At 56.8% G+C, this 19,933-nt stretch carries 12 protein-coding genes and 6 pseudogenes; 12 read left to right on the forward strand and 6 right to left on the reverse strand.

Features of this window, described 5'->3' with window-relative positions; all coding sequences use genetic code 11:
* Positions 1–70 precede the first annotated feature (70 nt).
* The gene (locus HU144_RS00705) at positions 71–1,258 is read left to right on the forward strand and encodes a YbfB/YjiJ family MFS transporter (protein WP_235349681.1); all 1,188 of its coding nucleotides are present in this window, start codon (positions 71–73) and stop codon (positions 1,256–1,258) included.
* A gap of 113 nt (positions 1,259–1,371) precedes the next feature.
* Positions 1,372–2,283 carry an LCP family protein gene (locus HU144_RS00710; protein WP_235349682.1) on the forward strand — a complete coding sequence of 304 codons (912 nt, stop codon included), beginning with the start codon at positions 1,372–1,374 and terminating at the stop codon, positions 2,281–2,283.
* 5 nt (positions 2,284–2,288) lie between these two features.
* On the opposite strand, the gene HU144_RS00715 is transcribed toward HU144_RS00710, so the two are convergent.
* Entirely contained in the window at positions 2,289–3,878 is a 1,590-nt protein-coding gene (locus HU144_RS00715; RefSeq protein ID WP_235349683.1) for a hypothetical protein, read from the reverse strand.
* A 347-nt stretch (positions 3,879–4,225) separates the two neighbouring features.
* Between HU144_RS00715 and HU144_RS00720 the strand changes: the two genes are divergently transcribed.
* From HU144_RS00720 to HU144_RS00740, 5 genes and pseudogenes are all read left to right on the forward strand, one after another.
* The gene (locus tag HU144_RS00720; RefSeq protein WP_235349684.1) at positions 4,226–4,369 is read left to right on the forward strand and encodes a YceI family protein; all 144 of its coding nucleotides are present in this window, start codon (positions 4,226–4,228) and stop codon (positions 4,367–4,369) included.
* A gap of 30 nt (positions 4,370–4,399) precedes the next feature.
* On the forward strand, positions 4,400–4,726 hold the full coding sequence (locus HU144_RS00725; RefSeq protein ID WP_235349685.1) for a YceI family protein: 327 nt from the start codon (positions 4,400–4,402) through the stop codon (positions 4,724–4,726).
* 79 nt (positions 4,727–4,805) lie between these two features.
* A complete protein-coding gene (locus tag HU144_RS00730) occupies positions 4,806–5,489 on the forward strand; it encodes an LCP family glycopolymer transferase (RefSeq protein WP_235349686.1) in 684 nt (227 codons plus the stop codon).
* A 779-nt stretch (positions 5,490–6,268) separates the two neighbouring features.
* Complete coding sequence (locus tag HU144_RS00735) at positions 6,269–8,308, forward strand: CDP-glycerol glycerophosphotransferase family protein (protein WP_235349687.1); 2,040 nt, start codon at positions 6,269–6,271, stop codon at positions 8,306–8,308.
* 1,634 nt (positions 8,309–9,942) lie between these two features.
* Positions 9,943–10,423 (forward strand): annotated as a pseudogene (locus tag HU144_RS00740) (IS1634 family transposase); the annotation flags it as partial.
* 50 nt (positions 10,424–10,473) lie between these two features.
* Here the strand turns inward: HU144_RS00740 and HU144_RS00745 are convergent.
* Positions 10,474–11,151 (reverse strand): annotated as a pseudogene (locus HU144_RS00745) (integrase core domain-containing protein); the annotation flags it as partial.
* A 118-nt stretch (positions 11,152–11,269) separates the two neighbouring features.
* On the opposite strand from HU144_RS00745, the pseudogene HU144_RS00750 reads away from it, so the two are divergent.
* Positions 11,270–12,571: pseudogene (locus HU144_RS00750) on the forward strand (ISL3 family transposase).
* Between the two features lie 60 nt (positions 12,572–12,631).
* Positions 12,632–12,724 (forward strand): annotated as a pseudogene (locus tag HU144_RS00755) (hypothetical protein); the annotation flags it as partial.
* 17 nt (positions 12,725–12,741) lie between these two features.
* Here the strand turns inward: HU144_RS00755 and HU144_RS00760 are convergent.
* Positions 12,742–13,782: pseudogene (locus HU144_RS00760) on the reverse strand (IS1634 family transposase); the annotation flags it as partial.
* 126 nt (positions 13,783–13,908) lie between these two features.
* Between HU144_RS00760 and HU144_RS00765 the strand changes: the two are divergent.
* The 3 genes from HU144_RS00765 to HU144_RS00775 are packed head-to-tail and all read left to right on the forward strand — an operon-like array spanning position 13,909 to position 17,074.
* A complete protein-coding gene (locus HU144_RS00765) occupies positions 13,909–15,156 on the forward strand; it encodes a tyrosine-type recombinase/integrase (protein ID WP_235349689.1) in 1,248 nt (415 codons plus the stop codon).
* The gene (locus tag HU144_RS00770) at positions 15,153–16,088 is read left to right on the forward strand and encodes a tyrosine-type recombinase/integrase (protein ID WP_235349690.1); all 936 of its coding nucleotides are present in this window, start codon (positions 15,153–15,155) and stop codon (positions 16,086–16,088) included. Before HU144_RS00765 ends, HU144_RS00770 begins: the two co-directional genes overlap by 4 nt.
* Positions 16,085–17,074 (forward strand): tyrosine-type recombinase/integrase, encoded by a 990-nt coding sequence (locus tag HU144_RS00775; protein ID WP_235349691.1) that lies wholly within the window; start codon positions 16,085–16,087, stop codon positions 17,072–17,074. Before HU144_RS00770 ends, HU144_RS00775 begins: the two co-directional genes overlap by 4 nt.
* Positions 17,075–17,186: 112 nt before the next feature.
* On the opposite strand, the pseudogene HU144_RS00780 reads toward HU144_RS00775, so the two are convergent.
* From HU144_RS00780 to HU144_RS00790, 3 genes and pseudogenes are all read right to left on the reverse strand, one after another.
* Positions 17,187–17,726 (reverse strand): annotated as a pseudogene (locus tag HU144_RS00780) (IS1634 family transposase); the annotation flags it as partial.
* 364 nt (positions 17,727–18,090) lie between these two features.
* Entirely contained in the window at positions 18,091–19,257 is a 1,167-nt protein-coding gene (locus tag HU144_RS00785) for a hypothetical protein (RefSeq protein WP_235349693.1), read from the reverse strand.
* On the reverse strand, positions 19,247–19,915 hold the full coding sequence (locus HU144_RS00790) for a hypothetical protein (RefSeq protein ID WP_235349694.1): 669 nt from the start codon (positions 19,913–19,915) through the stop codon (positions 19,247–19,249). Before HU144_RS00790 ends, HU144_RS00785 begins: the two co-directional genes overlap by 11 nt.
* Positions 19,916–19,933 lie beyond the last annotated feature (18 nt).

Below are 19,933 nucleotides of genomic sequence, written 5' to 3' on the forward strand. Positions count from 1 at the left end.
CGGCACCACCCGAACCGAATCGGTGACATGCTGAAGCCAGGCGACAAGACATCTTCGAACAAAGGAGGGTATGGCTGTGGGTGCCAACTCCCCGGGCATGATCAACAGCACCGCCATCCGCGGCACCCTGGGACTGGCACTGGCCATGGGAATGGGCAGGTTCTTCTACACACCCGTCCTCCCGCTCATGGTCGCCGCCCTGCACTGGAGCTCGGCTCCCGGTGCCTGGATCGCCACACTCAACTACGTGGGATATTTCATCGGTTCCTTGGTCATCGCCCGCGGCTGGGTTGAACCCACCCGCGGCGTCTACCGCTTAAGCCTCATCGTCTCCACCCTGTGCCTGGCCGCCATCCCCCTGACGTCGAATCTGATCTGGCAGGGGTCGGTTCGCACACTGGCCGGAATCGCCTCGGGCCTGATCTTCGTCTGCGTCACCCAACGCATTCCGTTGGTGGCCCGCAGACCGGTCGATTCCGGCCTCGTCTATGCGGGAATCGGCACCGGCATCCTCATCTCCGGAGCCATCGTCCTGACCGCTGGTTCTCTTGTCGATTGGAGAGAGCTCTGGCTCATCTGCGCACTCCTCAGCGCCGTATTCACCGCCATCGCCTGGACCTGGCCGATGCCTGCGCGCGGCGACAACGCGCAGGCCTCCCACCCCGCCGAGGTGGTCGGCGCGAGCGAGCATCCCACCGTCATCCCGACGGCCCCGCACGTCCGCCGGGCCATGACGGTGCTGACCGCGGGCTACTTCTTCCAGGGTTTCGGTTACATCATCATCGGCACCTATCTGGTCGTGCTGGCCAAACCCGTCTTCGGTGAGACAGCTGCCGCATCAACCTGGGTCGTCGCCGGCATCGCAACCGCGGCCTCACCGTTGATCTGGTCGAACGTCGCCGCCCGCATCGGCACCCGCCGCGGACTCGTCGTCTGCTACTGCCTGCAGGTCGGTGGAGCCGTTCTCGCGGTCTTCGGCACCAATCCGGTCCTGCTCCTCATCTCCGCGGCACTCTTCGGTGGGACGTTCGTCGGGGCGGTCATGATGACCATCGGCGAAGGCTCTCAGATGGGCATCACCGCAGCTGCGGCCAAACTCACGACCTGGTACAGCCTCGGTCAGATTGCCGGCCCCGCACTGGTCGCCCTTGCCCTGAGTGGGACCATCATCGGCAGCTTCATCGCCGCCGCGGTTGCCCTGCTTCTGGCCATGACTTTGACTCTGATGGGCTCGCTGGCTGGCAACGGCAAGCGATGACCATCGAGGTGACCGGGCCGTCCCGTACCCACCCAACGACACCTGTTGCATCGTCCCCGCTATGATTGAAACTGCAGACTAAGTACTGATCACACCGAGGGAGACGCACTGCGATGGCGAAGCTGAAGAAGATGGTCTCGGCAGTAGGTTCCGTCAAGGACCTCAGCAGCGCCCGAGCCGAGTTTGACGATGCCTCCCGCATCCTGCCCGACGAGGCGATCTTCCCACCCGATGACATTCGCCCTGCGCAAACTGATGCCCGTACTCTTCTGCTGCGGATCACGCATGCCGCCGAGTCAAAGAAGGTCAATAGCCAGGGTGACACCTTCGCGGCCATCCATATCCCTGCCGCGAATGACTTCGCGGTCGTGATGACACTCAACCCTTCGGCGCAGATCGAATCAGGGTCGACCTTCGCCACGATTGCCGATGAGGGTGGTTGGCCGGTCATCGTCGCCATGGTCGAAGACATCTTGGGTGTGCGCATCGATCACGTGGCCGAACTCGAAGCCTCTGCCCTGGGCGCTGTCATCAATGAGCTAGGCGGCCTGCCGGTCTACAGCCGAACCGCGTTCTCAGCTGGCGATGTGGAGTTCATCGAGGGCACCAACAACCTCAACGCCACGTCAGTCGGCGCATTCGCCACCGCCGACCCGGTCGACGACGCCGGCCAGACACGCACCCGCAATCAGCGCGCCGCACTGCGCGCCCTTATCCAGGCGCTCAAGACAGGCGGACTGGCTAAGGACCCCCATAAGGGGGCGACTGTGCTCGGTCATTTCGCCAGCGGCATCCATCATGATCAGGCCCTGACGACGCTGGAGCTGGCCAAGATCGCCAACAGCCTCCGCCAGCTCGAATCAGATGACATCGCCGTCGTCACTATCCCCACTACTTCGCGCCGAGAGGACGACGGCGATGTCATCATCGACTTCGACGCCGAGGCTATGCCGGCGCTCAAAGACGCGCTGGCTGGCAAGGACCTGCCGGACTTCTTCCGGTACCTGGTGTCGCTGGGGTACTGAGCGGCCTATTCTTTACGCATAATAAATACAGTCACCGAGCTGCCTGCGATGTCGATGTTGAGTTCGTTATCGTCAGCACCAGGACTCGCTGACACGCTCGCGCTTCCAGTCTTTTTCGGCCCGCTATAAGGGATCGTGTCCGGCAACGGATTGGATGGAATCACCTTCGTCGCGCTCTTCGCACCGTTGGACGGCCCGTACACCTGGGACGCCTTATCCACTGAGAACCCCTTCGGCATATTCATCGACACTGGATTGCCTCCAATTTCGGCAGCATCGTTGGCGTTGATAATCGTCGTCACGAGCGTCTTGCCGTTGTCCTTCGACACGGTATAGGCGTTCATGTCCCCACCACCCTTCACCGAGGTCTTGGTAAATGTTCCCCCGATGCTCGGGACGACGAGCCTGAGCCCCAGCATGTTGGGCCGGGGAACGAAGGTATCGGATCGCTGCCCATGATCGGCCGGGTCGCAGACGAGTGACATCGGCGCTCCCCCATTGCAAGCACCGAGCATCGAGTGCATCGCCATCCGTTCCACCCCGAGCTGCGCCGCGTAGAGGGTGTAGTCAGCAGCCCACAGTGCCGAAGCATTGGTCAACGAGGTGTCGTTCGTGCCTGGGCAGCTCGTCGGTCCAGTTTCTTCCAGCCAGAGAGGAAGATCAGCTGCGTCGGCTTTCTCCTTGCCGATCCCCAAGTTCCTCTGCGCCGATCTCTTCGCCAAGGGATCGATGAGATTTTCTGCTTGAGGTCCACGTCCTGGCACCTCCCCAGAATCGCATTCAGGGAGCTGATACCAGTGCTGAGAGATCGCGGTCTTGTGCTTGACGCCAGAATCGGCAAATGCCTCCATCCACGGACCATCGTAGACATCCGGACCGATGATTGGAGCGTCGGGCCGTTTGGCATGGATCGCCTTCGCATATGCCTCGAGCTGCCTGACGTACTTCTCTTTGTTCCACCCTTCGCCTCGGACGTTGCCGTTGGGAACGTCTTTGACGGTGTATCCGTTCGGTTCGTTGCCGATGCCGAGCCCCACAAGGGAGTCGCCAAGGATGTCGATCGCGTGCACCGCCATGTCCGTCCCACGTCCCGGATCGTAGGTGCCCAGGGGAATGCCGATGGTGACCGTAGAACCGGTGGCATCGATAAGCTTTTTCAGCCTCGAGAGGTCATCGGGGGTGACGGTGACCTCTTCGTCGTGCTTCGGCTTCTCCCCTATCGACGTCCAGAAAGTCCTCCGGTCGAGGGCATTGCCGCCGAACCGCAGCGCCGGTGCCCCGAGCGACTTCAGCTGCTCGTCGAGGTTGGAATTCGCCGGATCAAGTCGGGGGTCGGCGAGGTCGGTGGCTTCGAAGGAGACACCGATGTTGTCTGCGGTAAAACCGGGGCTAAGTCGGTCGGCGGTCGCAGTCACAGCGGCGGCCTCGCCGGAGACTGCGTCGGCAAACGACTGCTCGAATTCGGTCGGAGTCGGTCTCGGTTCGGAACTCTGGTCCCCGGAAGACGATGAACCGTCCGAATCGGTCGGCGAGCATCCCGCCAAAACGAGGGCGAGCGCCACGACGCAGCCTTGGATACTCCGCCTGATGTCCATGGCAATTACTCTGCCCTCTTCCCTCGGAATCAACAACTCCCACAGTCGCAATCAAGATGCCGTCTGCCCTACAGGCACGGCCCCTGTCCATATCTCCTCCGCCGAGGCAACCCCGCGATGTCGTGACATCGTAGGGGTGGAGATATCGCCACCTGAAGAGAGGAGTCACCGCACCCGAGAGTTTCGGCAGTTTCTCTCTCCCCCGTTCGGGCGAAACGGCACACAAGCGATCGTGCTTGTGGGACTACGTAGGCGATTGCTATTTCAACGATCACACCAATCGGAGCCAGCCCACCGAACACCACAGCCTCCCCAGCAGAGTGCGGAGGAATCGAAGCAGCTCCGCCATGTCGGCAGCACCCAGGATCACAGGTCATTGGGACATCGCCCCGGACACCCACCTGCGTTCGGCAGATTCCTTCGACGTGGAGACCTACTCTGAGATCCGCTTCGCTTCCTCGGCCATCGACGAGGTGGACGAAAACTCCTAAATCGTCACCGGTGAGCTGACGATCAGTGACATGACGAAGACTGTGCCGGTTCCGCTCGAGCCCATCGGCATCGAGTCCGACCCCGTCGGCAACCTCCGCGCCGGCCTCGAGGGCACCCGCCGCATCGACCGCAAGGACTGGGGCGTGACCTGGAATACGAAGCTCAAATCCGGTGGCGTGCTCGTCAGCGACAAGACTTGGAGCTTGAGCTCTCGCTCATCAAGAATGTCGCCGAGGCGGCCCCCACCGAATCCGCGGAGTCCACCGAAGAAGAGTCCCCACCGAGGAACCCATCCCCGAGGCAGGTCCCGCCCGCGAGGAGTTCCCGCCTGCTCCGTCTGTGAAGCCTTCTGCTGAACAGCGCCCGGAGTCCCAGCAGTCCGAGGCACCGGGGTCAGACCGATCCAGCCAAAGCGACACCTTCGCCGTCACCCACGTGCCGAACGCGGGTCATTGCGCCGCAGTTCTGGTTTTCAACCCGTCGACGCAGATCAAAGCAGGTCAGTCGTTTGGCGACATCGCCGAGGAGGGCGGTTGGCCGAAAATCCTCGCTATGGCCGAGGAATTCCTGGGCATCCGCATTGATCGCATCGCGCAGCTGGAAGCCGATGCACTCGGTCCCGTGATCGACGAGCTCGGGAGCCTCCAGGGCTACAGCCGCGCCGGTTGCAGGGCGGATGGCACTGACTTCGTTGAAGGGACGAACACGCTCAATGGAACAACTTCGGCAATCTTCACCGCTGCCGACCCTGTCGATGATGCGGGCCAGACACGAACCCGCAAGCAGCATGCAGTAATCCGGACATTATTCCAGTCCCTGAAGCACGGCGGACGGGTAGAGGACCCGAACAAGGGCGCAGCCGTGCTCGCACATTTCGGTCCGGGTATTCAACACAATGCGGAGCTGACCACGGTCGAACTCGACAAGATCACCAACGACCTCCGCACCCTGCAGACGGACGACATCGCCGTCGTCACAGTGCTCACGAACTCCCGCCGCCTAGAGGATGGCAAAGTCGTCATCGACTTCGGCCCCGAAGCAATGCCGGACCTCAAGAAGGTCCTTTCCGGTAGCGGGCTTGCAGACTTCTTCCGCCACCTGGTCTCCTTAGGGTACTAGGAGCTCAAGTCGAGCTATCCGCACAATGACAACCCGGAAATAGCTGCGGTGCTGGTCGTCGCGTATCTCAGCCCGAAAGCCCCTCACCCCTCCCAATCGTCAGTGGCAGGACACAAGACAGCAGTGAAGAAACGATAAGCACTAGACCACAATTCGATAGTCACCGTGCGAAGAGAACGAACCCCCAAATAGATTCGATCACCTGGCAGAGGTCCGTACACGGCTCAATAGTTCGTGTCCGAGTCGAGCCCAATATTATGAGCCACAAAAGTCAATCCTTTCACCTCGACCTCATAGCGAATATGACGAGCCCCCAAGCATTGACGGAATTGCTGCGCAGACAGAAGGTGAGGAGGGTGGACATCTCGTCCGACGCTGTCACTACTCTTTAGGCGAATGCGCCAACCGACATACATCGTGAAGAAGCCAACCGGCCCGTAGACGAGGCTACCGCTACTCACAGAACCAAAGAGAAGAGCACCCAAATAATCCGGACCTTAGTAGATTCCGCCCAAGTCATCAGCTCGGCTCCTGGGTCCCTTGTGATCGTGGGCACATCAACGGCTAAGCAAGATAGCCACAATAGGACCAGCGACCTATCCTTGTGGAAGGCCCCACCAGCAGATAAAGGCCCCAATGCAGTGAGAGCTCAAACTCGAACTACAACTCCGTGAAGCGCCAAGACCACTGCCAATGCGCGCCACCTCGTGAACACGCAATTTTCCAGATATATTCGAATCGGGGCGGACATACTGAACGAAATCCAAAGAGGTCAACACATGCAATCGACACTTCCGAGCGTAACCGTAGTGGTCGAATTTGCACGCAGGTTCGTCGATGCAGGGCCAAGTACCACATCGCCCGCTCAGGACAGAGTTGAACAAGAGCTCAACCGGCACAAGTCAGCTGCAGTGCTCCGCGTCAACAAGAAACTAACAAAAAAGCGCATATGGACGCTGCTTGCAACGGTCAAAACCAAGTACATACTCTTCATTCGAGAGGGTCACGACTGGTCGAAAGAACTACTAACGAACCTCATAGACGAGGCCAATCACACCCAACAGGCGCTCATCGAACCCTATACGTTCACAACGTCCCTCCCCAACAATCCCGAATGGGCAGCGCAACAGCTTGCGTACAACTATTCGCGCGACGTTAGCGTGTATGGAAAACTCTTCGAAGTATCAAAACTCCTAGACCTCCCAGCACAGCTTCAGAGCGTTGACAAATCCACAATCTATCTAATCTATCGGCTCTATTGGCGCATAGATCACACCACACCGATCAACGAAGCGTATACAACCAGAAATCCGACACTGAACTCCAATGGCCTCAAACTGCGGAGCACAAACAAAACTCCACTACCGCTGATAGATACCGAATCAATAGATTTGCGCAGCGGAATTCTTCGTCTACTGATTCTCGGACTACGGAGACTTCGCCAGACATCCCAGGCATCGGTAAACATACGCGGACTAGGAGTCGTCGCAAGACACTATCGCCTTCAAAATTTGCTCGGACACGCACAACAACATCATCCAGTCGAAGCTCAATTGCTCTCGTGGCTATCCAGCCCCGAGCATGAGGAATATCTGACAAAGCAACTCACCGAATACGACCTGTACACGCGCTTCTCTGAGTCCCCTCTGAGCCTCGAACACCCATCGGCGCGAATCAATACGATCCGTGCTCATGACACCACTGTCTACGTCTACCGGGAGTATCGGCCAAAATCCTTAAGAACTCGAAGCCCGTCTCCTGAAATCTACGATTTCTATAGTCGGCGAATACGACCCGATTCGACAATCCTGATATTCGATCGCCCAACAGCAGCCGACGATAACGCAGAACACCTATACCGCTACATTAAAAGCGAAATGCCCGAATACCAGAATGTGTTTTTTGCCCTAGACAGCTCCTCCAAAGATTGGAACCGCCTAAAGGCGGAAGACTTTAGGCTTACAAGTTTCTACTCATCCGAGTTCTTCGATATCTTCCTGCAGTCCGATGTAGTTATATCATCACAAATGTACAACCTGAGTCGACGCGGAAAAGATTTCACAAACTCGCGGTTCGTCTATCTTCAACATGGTATACAACTCAATGACATGCACTCATGGCTTACCTCAAATCATTATGATTTAATAATATCAACCGGGAACGAAGAAACAGAGTATCTCAAAGAAGTCTCTCCGGTCGAGACACTAAACAGCGGCATGCCTCGCTTACAGCAAATTACCAGAAATGCTGAACGAACCAACACTATTGTGTATATGCCTACCTGGAATTTCGACAATCACTCATTGTCTCAAGATGACTTTTCTCGAACTCAATCAGTGCAGCGTGTGAACGATGTCCTCGCTGAACCAAGACTTCTTTCTTATTTGGACGAACAGGACGTGGTCCTAAAGGTTAAATTGCACCCTAACCTCGAGAATAGATCCGAGGCGTTCTGCTTCAGCGAAAGAGTGCTAATGTCCAGCGAAAGCTATCAGGACCTAATCGGATTTAGCGATTTCGTCTTCACTGACTACAGTTCAGCAGCCTTGGACGCAGCGTTCGCGAGAGTCCCGATTGCTTTTTATCAACCAAGCTCGAAAGATTTCTACAGAGGCCAGATATATCATCAACGACTAAACTATAGAGAAATCAAATTGGGTCCAGTCTTTCAAAAGCTCCAGTCACTGGTCTCGTATATCGTCAACGAAGCATACCGGTTTGACAGAGATTTCTTTGAGGAAAACACCAAACAATTCTTTGCATCGGTCGATCGCGAATCAATATGCTCGTCGATAATGAAGAAGGTATTGGCCCTGTGAGATTCAAATTGACCAAAGACTCTCGATACCTCATAAGATTCATCCTCGATTTCGGCCCAGCACGAGTGTTCATACAGTCATTTTTGAATACGCGATTAGCAGATCAACTCCGACGAGTAATGGAGAATCGTGGGTATTATGGATTGTTGGCTGTACTTTCCACTGAAAGATCTCCTCGCGGATTCGTTTATGTATCGAGCGACTCTATGATTGACCAATATTGGCACCGAGTTCGGCCCTCAGCTGTTTCAGACGACCAAAGCGCCATTAGAACCGACCGACAACAATTCGATGGAGCGAGCTCTCCGGCCTACCTGAACCAACTAATGTCCACCTCGCTTCACCAAGAACTTCATCACACGCGCGGACTGCAACCGCCTCATGCGTCAAGGTTTCAGTATTCTTCAAGGGCACAGCGCTCCTACGATAATTTGCACAGAGTGCGGTACCGTCGTGGCATCTTCTTCGCTCTGCGTGGAAATGTTGAGTCCCCCGAGAAGATAGTTTTCACTTTTGCCGAGCCTCAGGACGCTACGGCCACGGTACGTTACCCTATTCTACATCTCAGTAATATTGCTGACATTGAGTTGGCCGAAACCTTGATAGTCGCTGTTCAGCCTCGTCTCTCCGAGGCTCGTAAAGAAGGCGATTCAACAGTTTTCGACGACTCGGCCCCTTTGGTCTCATTTGTTAGTGGGGTCCTTGCACGAGCCAAATCTGATGATTCTAGTTTGATTTTTATTTCTGAGACCAGATCAACTACCGACATCGGAATGTTGATTTCCGAGTTTCCGAGGGCAAATACAATCGCTCTCTGTGACAGTGTTGGTGGAATCTTGAGGGAAACTGAAGATCTTTGCTTCGATGTAGCTCCAATTGGTACCTGTCGGAGCAGTTCTTCAGGGCAATCTTCCCAATTGACGAAACCGAGAGACTATATCTTACACGCCGGCATGCTTGGTAAAGCGGACCTTATTTCGTTGGCATCGAGCTACAAAGCCTCGAGAGACACCTCGTTCTTCAGATTCTCCGTCGATCCAGACAGGTTGCGCACATCGGCTGATCCGACGTTACTCGCAATTGTCCGTTACATGTTGGGTCTGCATTGGACCACTGCGGGCGCACCTATATCTGAACTTCGTGTGTACAGCACACATACCGGTTCCGGTGTCCAAATACGTACCAACGTCGAGCAATCTTTTGATTCGGAACGTCAATGGTTTCTGGAGTTCCGGAATTGTGATCACGTCATATTCTCCGAAATATCAAATCATCGTCTGCCCTTTGTCAAATACACGAAAGACACCCAGTACGTGCCCACCACTATATTCGAGCACTTTCGTTTGGTAGGTGCGCTAAGTCTCGGGGGCGAGTCAGGGCCAATACATCATAGGATGCAGCTTCGTTCGCCCTTGCGTTTATTGCAGGGAGGAGATATTTGGGGCTCATCGTAGTTGAGAGCGTAGTTTGGGATAGTTCGAAGCAGGGCCCGTCACTACCCGGATAGACGTCGAGGACTTCCGACCCGAGTTGCACAGTCGGGCGCGATTTTCCGGGTTTGGTTCGCGATTTTGCTGGTGAACGGACTGTCGACTTCCGATTCGGGAAACTAGACGGGTTCGTAGAATGGGTGTATCAGCCTGCGAGTGAGGAAAGTCCCGACCAAGTTCCGGGGCAACCTCGGTCCAGATAGTGACGAAACGCCACGGCAAACTCACCGTCATCGAACACCTAGGCTCCGCTCACACACCGGCCCAACTCGCAGCACTCGAAGAAGCTAACCGGGAAAGGATCAGCGATTCCACTGGGCAACTGGCTCTCGACCTCGACACTGGACGTGATGTCTCGTCAACCTCGCGTCGGCGGGTGAAGGAACCTGAATCACGCCTGCTCATCGACACCATCCACACCGCGTACAACTGGCTCGGATTCGACGTCATCGATGACAAAGTGTTCTTCCAACTTGTCCTCGCAAGGCTCGTCGAACCCACGTCGAAGTCCGACAGCATTCGCGTCCTCGACGAGCTCGGCGCCGATGCTAAGCACCGGAGCACCTTCACCCGACGCCTACATCAGGCCAATGCCGACTCGTATCGGGAGACCATCGCGGCCAAATGACTTGACTACTCAGTCGGCACGGCCGGGATCTCGCTGCTGCTCTATGACGGTTCGGTCGCCGGCGTGTACGCCAGCAGGCTCCATGCGGTGGCTGGAGTGACATCACCAATCGACTGATGGTGCCGGCGATTGTTGTAATGGTCGCGGAAGCGTCGGAGTAGTGCTCGTACTGTCTCCAGGGTTGCTGGGGTGTTCGCGTCGAGGCACCGAATCAGGGGGTGGTGGGAGCGTTCGTTCTTGCCCTACGTTGTCGGTTTGCCCGGAAGCCCACTGATCGGCATCGCGCCTTTCGACGCGAGGAATGTCTCCAAATCCCCGATCCGTCCTTGGCGCAATTTCTTGAACGCAAACGAATTGTCCGACAGAACCAATTTCGGCGCACCGTATTCAGCGATGGCAGTGGCAAGGGTCTCGTGTGCGTCGGCACGGTTCTCATCTCGAGAATGGGGTGCGGTTCCGACGTCGAAGCGGGTAGCGTCATCCAGGAGCTGATAGATCGTGATGATGGTCCCGGTGGTCAGTGTGTATTCGAAGACGTCGAGTTGCCATAGGGCCATGGCTATGGATCTGGCGAAGGGAATGTAGGAGGATTTGGGACGCCTCTTCGGGGAGGCGTGGACGTGGCCGACACCCGCCAGCAGTCGCGCGATCGTTGGAGTAGCGGGGACCTTCCCACCGGGGCAAGTGTCAGCGATGAGGCCTTCGTAATGGATGGTTTTGGGGCCTCTTCGTAATCGAAAGTGTAGGTCAGTGATCTTCAAACAGAGCGAGTCGCTGCCCGGATAGGCGTCGAGGTCTTCCGATGCCGAAAGATCTTACACAATCCGCACGGAAGACCCCGACGTGGCCAAGCCTATTTTCTCTACCCCGGACCTAACGACATTTTGCCGACTCAACGACCTCGACCTCACCCTGCATCGGCCAACACATCACCGCCAACAACGCCATCCTGAAATGCCGGCCGAACACCACCGATAACTGGTGCCACCGGTGTGGCGGCCACGGCGAAATTCGCGACACCAGTCTGCGGCGGCTGGCACATGAACCCTTCGGCCGCTGGCCCACGACACTCCACATTCGAGTGCGTCGCTACAAGTGCATCGAATGCAGCCACGTATGACGCCAGGACACCAGGACCGCGGCACCACCCTGAGCAAAGATCTCCCGGTCCGGACTCGATTGGGCGCTGCGTGCACTCGTCCTTGATCACGACACTCTGTCCGTGATCGCTGACAAGCTCGCTGTGTCCTGGCATACCGCGAATTCCGCGGTTCTGGCCGAAGGGCACCGGCTGCTGATCAATGATCCGAATCGTTTCGACGGTGTGTCTGTCATTGGTGTCGATGAGCACGTGTGGCGCCACACTCGCCAGGGAGACAAATACGTCACCGTCATCATCGACCTCACCCCGATCAGCCAGGCCACAGGCCCAGCACGCCCACTCGACAAGGTCCCTGGACGGTCGAAACAAGTCTTCAAACAATGGTTAGCCGCACGCCCGAAGGACTGGCATGATGGGATCGAAGTCCTCGCGACGGACGGATTCTCCGGATTCAAAACACTTGCCGCCGAGGAAACTCCCGATGCTGTGGAAGTCATGGATCCGTCCCACGCCGTTAAACTTCCTGGTCATGCCCTTGACGACCTTCGTCGTAGCGTCAGGCAGGAGCCAACTCGGCATCGGGGACGCGCGAAGGATTCGTTGTATCGGGCGCGGAAGACTCTGCATACGGTACCAGTTTGATCACGACCAAGCAGCGAGCCAGGATCGTGCGGCTTTTCGCCGACGACAATCTCACTGAAGTCGAACTAACCTGAAGCATCTATCAAGACAGCGTGGCTGCTGACCGGGCCGAAAATCGTAGCGAAGGCAACAGACTCCTTCAGGAAGTCATCGGTACTTTCGCATCGGGTCCGCCACCAGGATAGATAGGGTTGAAACGGTTAAGACGAGTGCTGAATAGACGAACAGCCGACATGCTGGCGTTCCTCACCCGAGCCAGAATATCGAATGGTCCGACCAAAGCCATCAACGGCAGGCTCGAACACCTTCGGGGATCGGCCCTGGGGTTCCGCAACCTCACTCATTGCATCACGAGGTGCCTACTCGTATCCGGCGGATTCAGGACAGTCCTACACTCTTAATTAAGTTGAGCCAGTAACGTCGAAATCCACGGGCCAGGGCCGGAACACTAAACCAGTGCAAGTCAGGACAGATTCTCCGGCTTCAAAACAGCAGCCGTCGAGGAACTGCCCTGTGCTGTGGAAGTCATGGACCCCTTCCACGTCGTCAACCTCACCTGAGTTGCTTCACTTTAGTGCCCCGGCCCGGGCCCGAAACTTTCGACGCTGCTAATTAGCTCGGCAACGTTTGGCGGGACTTCGGGTGGGAACACGAGCTCGTGCCCATCGATCTCACCCACGAACTCACGTAGTGGCCGCAACGTGGTGATGACCTTCTTCAACGACAACCCTGTGGCTTCTTGCATGAACCTCGCGACCGCCAACGCAGTGAACACGACCGTCAAGTGCGCCTCGATCGCATCCCGTGTGCGATGGAAGATCGGACGGGCCCGAAGGTCAGTCTTCGACATCCGAAAAGACTGCTCGACATGCCATAGATCATGATAAGAACCTACGACTTCACGGGCGGTCATGACTTTGGCCTCGATGTTCGTGACGTACCCTTTCCACCCGGCCAGACCCACCGGCTTGTCGTAACTGGACTCGTCGAAGACCTTCGTCGATCCCTTCGTCTTCACGAACCGTGCGGCCTTCGGCTTCGACTCCCCGTCAATGATGCGCATCGCCCGATTGCGCTGCAGATTCAGTGTCTCTCTGTCCCGCACGGCGCGTTTGCGTCGGTATTGCCACACTGCCCGCCACGCCTTCGGATGCTCAACCGGTGACCACACGGGCTCAGCACGAGTCAGCGTCCGGTTCTTATCCAACCCGACTGTGGTCCTTGGGGTCAGCGTATCGACGAGCTGCCCATCATCAGTGTTTGTCCCGTTCCAGGTGAAGAACGTTGCCAGATCGTTCGGTGCCTTCGTCTGCCGCGAACCGACGATGAACCGCAGCCCGGCATCATCGAGTTCTGTGAGGTTCGCGGTTGAGAGCATTCCGGCATCAGCAACGATGACCATATCGCTGACCCCGTGGCGGTCTTGGAAACCCTTGACGATCGGTATCATCGTGAACGTTTCTGCCTTGTTGCCTTCGAAGCACCCGATCTCTAACGGAAATCCGGTCCGATCGACGAGGAGGCCGACCACGATCTGTGGATCGACGCGGCGTTCCTTCGAATACCCGACCTTGCGGAGCCTGTCTTCCTTCTCTGCTTCAAAATATAAGGTTTATGCCGATGTTTTGATTATGCCGATCAATGAGTCGTCGTCCCTGGTCAGATCGTGAACGTCTAGCGGAAACATCGGCATAACAGGCATGGTGAACCTCCACCCAACCAATTGGAGGAACCCTCGATGAAAAGAATCATGCCCCTGACTGCCCGGGGCCCACTGACAGCCACGATCGATGAACTCAGCTCGTGGATGACCAGCCAGGGATATGCCCGCACCATGGTGCCCCAAGTATTGGGGGTCGCTCGCGGCCTCAGCGCCTGGATGGACGACCACAACCTGACAACGACTGATCTGACCCCCAGCGTTCTCAACGATTTTCAAACACACTATGGTCCAACAACGCCAGGACACACGATCGTGACCGTAAGACTTCCGGTGTTGCGCCGCTTCTTCATCGAATCAAGGCTCCTCACCGATGCTGACGCCCCTCGCAAACGGCCCCGACCTCCAGATGGGAAGCAGTCTCCGCCTCTGCACAACGCGACCGAAGGACAACTTGCCGCATGGGCTGATTGGCAACGACGCACACGCAACATCAGCGACGGCTGCATCCGATATCGACGCATGTGGGCGACAGAGCTCGTCGATTCTCTTACACACACGAGCACCGAAATCGATTGGAGTTCTTGCACCCCGACGCTGCTCAACACCTATGTGGGACAACGCTGTACTGGATACGCCCCGGCCTCGCGTACAGCGATCATCGACTCAATCCGTTCTCTCATGCGATGGGCGCTGGCCACAGGACGCATCGACCGCGACCTTGCACCCGCGATCCTTCAAGCCCGAACCTCACGGGCCACCATGCCTCGCGGACTCTCGACTGGTCAGGTCCAAACCCTCCTGACTGCCTGCAACCAACGCACTGTCATCGGGATTCGCGATGCCGCGGTCATTTGCCTCCTATGGCGACTGGGACTACGTGCCGGGGAATGCGCCGGGCTGCAACTGGATGGTCTCAACTGGGCAACAGGATCACTGACCGTCGTGGGTAAGGGACACCGTCGGCTCACTCTGCCGATCCCGCATGATGTCGGCGACAGCCTCATCGCCTGGCTGCGGGTGCGCCCCAGTGACGCGACGGACCGGGCCGTGTTCGTCCGCGCACGAACACCCATCCACGGGTTGACCGGCGCGGGAATCTCCGACATCGTCAAACATCGGGCCGACAACGCTGGACTCGGTCTTGTCCATGCTCACCGGCTGCGCCACACAGCGGCGATGCACGTCATCGCCACCGGCGGCAGCCTGACCGAAGCACAAGAACTGCTCGGGCATCAGAACGCAGCGATCACCAGTGTCTACGCAAGAGTCGATCTCAACTCCCTGCGCGACCTGACCATACCGTTTGGGAGAGTACCGGAATGAATCTCCTCGACGAACTCAACTCCTATCTGGGGCAACGACGCAGCCTGGGATACGAACTCAAGACCACCGAGTACCTGCTCCGCAATTTCTGCAACTGGGTAACCGATCAGACGAAGACTCAGACGTTCACAGTCGACGACGCCGTCGACTGGGCCAGGAACCGTCCGAACACGGCTCCTGTGTGGTGGTCGCAACGGCTGACAGCGATTCGCCCCTTCGCCGCGTGGCTCAATGCCCGCGGCGAAGACATCCCTTTGATCCCGAAAGGATTACTGCCGACTCCGACAACACGACGCATCCCCTACATCTACTCACAAACCGACCTCGATCGTCTCCTGAACTCTTGTCCGACGTTCTATGCCCACCCCAGAGTGGCGGTGACGATGCACACGATCATCGGGTTGCTCGCCGCCACTGGAATGCGGGTGGGTGAAGCCCTTCGCCTCAGGGTTGCCGATCTCGACGTCGACACCCATGTTCTCCTCGTCCACGGCCGTAAGACACCACGAGACCGTTACGTGCTTCTGCACCCAAGCACAACGACGGCCATCACCACGTACCTCTCCTGTGCCGAACGCTTAGCAACCCGTCCGTCTCCGACCGGCCCGATCTTTGTCAACGCTCGCGGCACCGATTTCGTCCTCGAAACCATCGAACAGCACTTCGCCGCCCTCGTCGACGACCTCCAGCTGGTGCCTGCCGACCAGAAACGGCCCCGAATGCACGACCTGCGCCACACATTCGCCACCAAGCACATGATCGCGGCATACACGCATGGACACGACCCCGCCAGAACCCTGAGCCTGCTCTCGACATGGTTGGGCCATTCCAGCCCCGAACACACTTACTGGTATCTCAGTGCCGCTCCCGAACTCCTCGCAGCCGCTGCGCATCGGCTCGAACCCTCCCGTGTGGAAGGACCACAATCATGACCATGCTCTCCCAGCACTTGCAGGCCTACTTCACGACATTCGCTCACAACCAACGTAGCCTCTCACCACACACCATCACCGCCTACCGGGATACGTGGCGGATGCTGCTGACCTTCCTCGCAGCAGAAATCAACACTCGGCCCGATCTTCTCGACTTCGGCCACATCGACGCGGCCAACGTCTCCGCGTTCCTCGATCACCTCGAAAACGACCGGGGCAACACCATCGCGACGAGAAACGCCCGCCTGACCGCCATCCGCGCAGTCCTCACCCGTGCATTGCCCAACCAGCTCGACCACGCTGGCACCCTGGCACAGGTCTTAGCGATTCCACCCAAACGCGGACCACGCTCGGATGTCGAGTTCCTCACCGGTGAAGAATCGACAGCGCTGATCAATGCACCCGACCATAACCGGTGGACGGGCCGACGCGACTACGCCTTGCTCGTCCTCGCGGTCCAAACAGGACTGAGGATCAGCGAACTCATCAGCCTCACTCTCACCAACATCCACTTCGGTGCTGGTGCCGGCGTCACATGCTTAGGGAAAGGCCGACGTCGGCGAGTCACACCAATGACAACCCCAACCGAAACCGTGATGAGAGCCTACATCGACGACCGCAAGAACCGGCCCGGAACTGCGCTGTTCTGCGGGCCACACGGCAACGAGCTCTCCCGCGACGCCATCGAACACAGGCTCCGCATTCACGTCGCGGCAGCAGCCGCGAACTGTCCGAGTCTGGCCAGGAAACACATCACCATGCACACCCTGCGTCACACAGCCGCGATGAGCTTACTCGCCGGAGGAGTCGATATCTCAGTCATCGCCTTGTGGATGGGACACCAGCGAACCCAATCGACAGACGTGTATCTCCACGCCGATATGACGATCAAGCAGACTGCACTTGATCGGACACGACCGCTTGATACACGGCCAGGAGTCTACAAGCCAGAACCTGACATCCTCGCGTGGCTACACGAACTCTGATTATGCCGATGTTTCCGCTAGACGTTCACGATCTGACCAGGGACGACGACTCATTGATCGGCATAATCAAAACATCGGCATAAACCTTATTATGCCGACGTCGGCATAATGGCGTGGTCACGTCATAAAGGATCAGCGAGATCCCGGTCGTCGCGACAGAGTAGTCGAAGCACTTGCCTGCAATGGTCTCTCGATAGGAGTCGGCATTGACTCGTTGCAGACACCGGGTGAAAGTGCTGCGGTGTTTGGCATCAGCACCAAGTTCGTCGAGGACACGGATGCTGTCAGTCTTCGACGTGGGTTCGACGAGCCTTGCGAGGACGAGCTGGAAGAATGCTTCGTCATCGACGACATCGAAGCCGAGTCTGTCGTAGGCGGTGCGGATCGTGTCAATGAGCAGCCGTGATGCTGATCCCTTCACTCGCCGGCGCGACGTTGTCGAGACGTTGCCTCCGGTGTCGAGGTCGAGGGCTAGTTGTCCGGTGGACTCGTTGATCTTTTCCCGGCCGGCTTCTTCGAGTGCTGCGAGTTGGGCTGGGGTGTGAGCGGAGCCGAGGTGTTCGATGACGGTGAGTTTGCCGTGGCGTTTCGTCACGATTTGGACCGCGGTTGCCCCAGATGCGGTCGGGACTTTCCTCAGTCGCAGGCTCATGCCTTCATTCTACGGACCCGATTAGTGTCCCAAATTCCCTACATACAGTCCGGTCACCAGGAGGTATGCCGTCGAATCATTCACAATCGGCCAAAGTGAAGCAAGTCAGGTCAAACTCACCGGGATGCCCAAGATCAACTCAGCGGTAACGCCACGCACGACCGATACATCCCACTGAAACGAATAATCGAACCTGCCCAAGGAAAACTAGTGCTCGTGACTACTAGACTTCGACTCAACTTTTATACACAATTTAGCAGTCCACAAAAACATCAAAAACAAGAAATCCCGAATGCCCAAACACCAAGTTCACCATAAGGGTCCCGAAAAATTGCGAAGATACTAGGAACTCACATCTGAATAATTATCCCACGCGGCCGATTGATAGAGAAACCCCGTCCAACTCCTCAATAAGATTGTAAGCGACGGTAGAAGTGACGTACTCTGCTGTAGCAATCTTCCTATGGCATCGGCCTAACATATTGTCACCGAACTCATCTATTATCTGAATTTCATAGCGCCCAACTTCCATGCTATTCAAATCCAATGCCTCAGCGTTGCGGAAGGAAAACGCTCCGTACGAGTTTGACATGTCCTCGATATGAATTGGAAGTGTATCCAAGATTTCCCGCCGAAGCGCGCCCAGAGGTTCTGAGAATACGACAGAATCGCCAAGCAACAACCGAAACTCATGACGACGAGCCGACCAACTGTGCGCTAAAAGCGTCTGTCTTACGTCGAATCCATAGAGCAGCAACCCACCAGCCTCTAGAGAGAGACGAACTGCAGAAGAACGGACAATGCTCGACTCTCCTGCAGCATCCATTAGCCACTCTTCACTAGGCGGAAAGCCGCGATGGGTGAATACAGAATATAAATAGGAAGCCGGATCGCCTTGTCCACGTAATGAGGCCACAACGCCGGCTAAAAGGGAAATCAGCCTGCGAAGCCCTCCGGGCACATCGGACATTACCAATCGAGACGGGTACCTAACGAGACGAGAAGACCGCCCAGCAAACGGCACATACTCGTCTACGAGAAATACGGACTTTTGTTCTAGCTCCGGGCTACTATGAACAAGGCTAATCGTGCTCTCAGTTTCCGAGTTGCGAATCACCTTTCCGTCGTCAACAGCGGAATTGTCAGTACTCAAACTCTGCCTAAGAAAAATAACGAAAAGTTCTGGAACAAGTTCACGCAACACGTTGGCGAAACGCCAAGACCCATCGTGGACAAAAGCAACCGCGAACCTGCGCTCAATCCCCAGCCGCACCAACAGTGCAGCGATCAAGCCAGCTGTTGCGCACGAATCTTCCGGATAAACAGCCAACACCCACCCTGGAACATTCTCGACAGCCGACAAATCGCGCATCTCTGAAGGACCCAAAATGATCACGGCGCTACCGGGATCTTCACGCGGTGTCCGAATATTTACGCCGTCTAGACAAAACCACTCGGAATCACGCCACCGAAGCGCGTCCAGATCGCAGCGAATAAAATGGCGATCGTGACCGTCACTCTCAAGAACCATAATAGAACTTCGCCTCCAACTCTTTGATGGCTGAACGGTCACCATATTCTCGCAGCAGCTGGCACAAACGATTATCCGCATCCTCCAACCCCTGGCCGCGCAGGCCGAGAAACGATAACGGCGTCCAGGAATTGTGAAGAGATACAATTCCAGAGCACTCTTTCCAATCAACCGAATAGGATCTAAAATTATCAGGAGAGAACCAAAACCTTTCGTAGAGGCCTTGCCGGTCAAGCTGCGGGTACTCCTCCTCTAGTAGCAGTTCAGGAGTCGCCAAACTTTGTCGCACATCAATACGACGTGATAACCCATCGTTCTCTGGGGCCTTGATGAGCGGTTCAAGAATCGAATTCCCCAGATAGGCCCATGATCGGTCATCCTCCCAATTCTGCATCTTGTCGATTGCGCCGTCCAACCACAAAGTAGCCACCGACGAACGTTTCGACGCAGACAACGCCCCAATATGAACACCGTCCGTGCGGGAGTCTCCGTAGTATACGAACGCGTCCAGTTCTTGACGCGTATTCAGAAAAGTAGTGGCCCCATCAGTGATCATAAGTGAATCTACGTCCAGGAACGTCCCGCCGAAATGTGCCAGCCAAGCAGCAGATACGACATCAGACTGCTTCGCAAAGGTAAATCGACGAAGCAGACTCACATCAATTAGGCCATTGAA

The organism is Brevibacterium sp. UCMA 11752 (genome assembly GCF_021532235.1).
Lineage (GTDB): Bacteria > Actinomycetota > Actinomycetes > Actinomycetales > Brevibacteriaceae > Brevibacterium > Brevibacterium antiquum.

Bases quoted from the DNA above. Each gene is read 5' to 3' on its own strand.
- HU144_RS00705 (WP_235349681.1), top strand. From the start codon at position 71: ATGGCTGTGGGTGCCAACTCCCCGGGCATGATCAACAGCACCGCCATC.
- HU144_RS00710 (WP_235349682.1), top strand. From the start codon at position 1,372: ATGGCGAAGCTGAAGAAGATGGTCTCGGCAGTAGGTTCCGTCAAGGAC.
- HU144_RS00715 (WP_235349683.1), bottom strand. From the start codon at position 3,878: ATGGACATCAGGCGGAGTATCCAAGGCTGCGTCGTGGCGCTCGCCCTC.
- HU144_RS00720 (WP_235349684.1), top strand. From the start codon at position 4,226: ATGTCGGCAGCACCCAGGATCACAGGTCATTGGGACATCGCCCCGGAC.
- HU144_RS00725 (WP_235349685.1), top strand. From the start codon at position 4,400: ATGACGAAGACTGTGCCGGTTCCGCTCGAGCCCATCGGCATCGAGTCC.
- HU144_RS00735 (WP_235349687.1), top strand. From the start codon at position 6,269: ATGCAATCGACACTTCCGAGCGTAACCGTAGTGGTCGAATTTGCACGC.
- HU144_RS00765 (WP_235349689.1), top strand. From the start codon at position 13,909: ATGAAAAGAATCATGCCCCTGACTGCCCGGGGCCCACTGACAGCCACG.
- HU144_RS00770 (WP_235349690.1), top strand. From the start codon at position 15,153: ATGAATCTCCTCGACGAACTCAACTCCTATCTGGGGCAACGACGCAGC.
- HU144_RS00775 (WP_235349691.1), top strand. From the start codon at position 16,085: ATGACCATGCTCTCCCAGCACTTGCAGGCCTACTTCACGACATTCGCT.
- HU144_RS00785 (WP_235349693.1), bottom strand. From the start codon at position 19,257: ATGGTTCTTGAGAGTGACGGTCACGATCGCCATTTTATTCGCTGCGAT.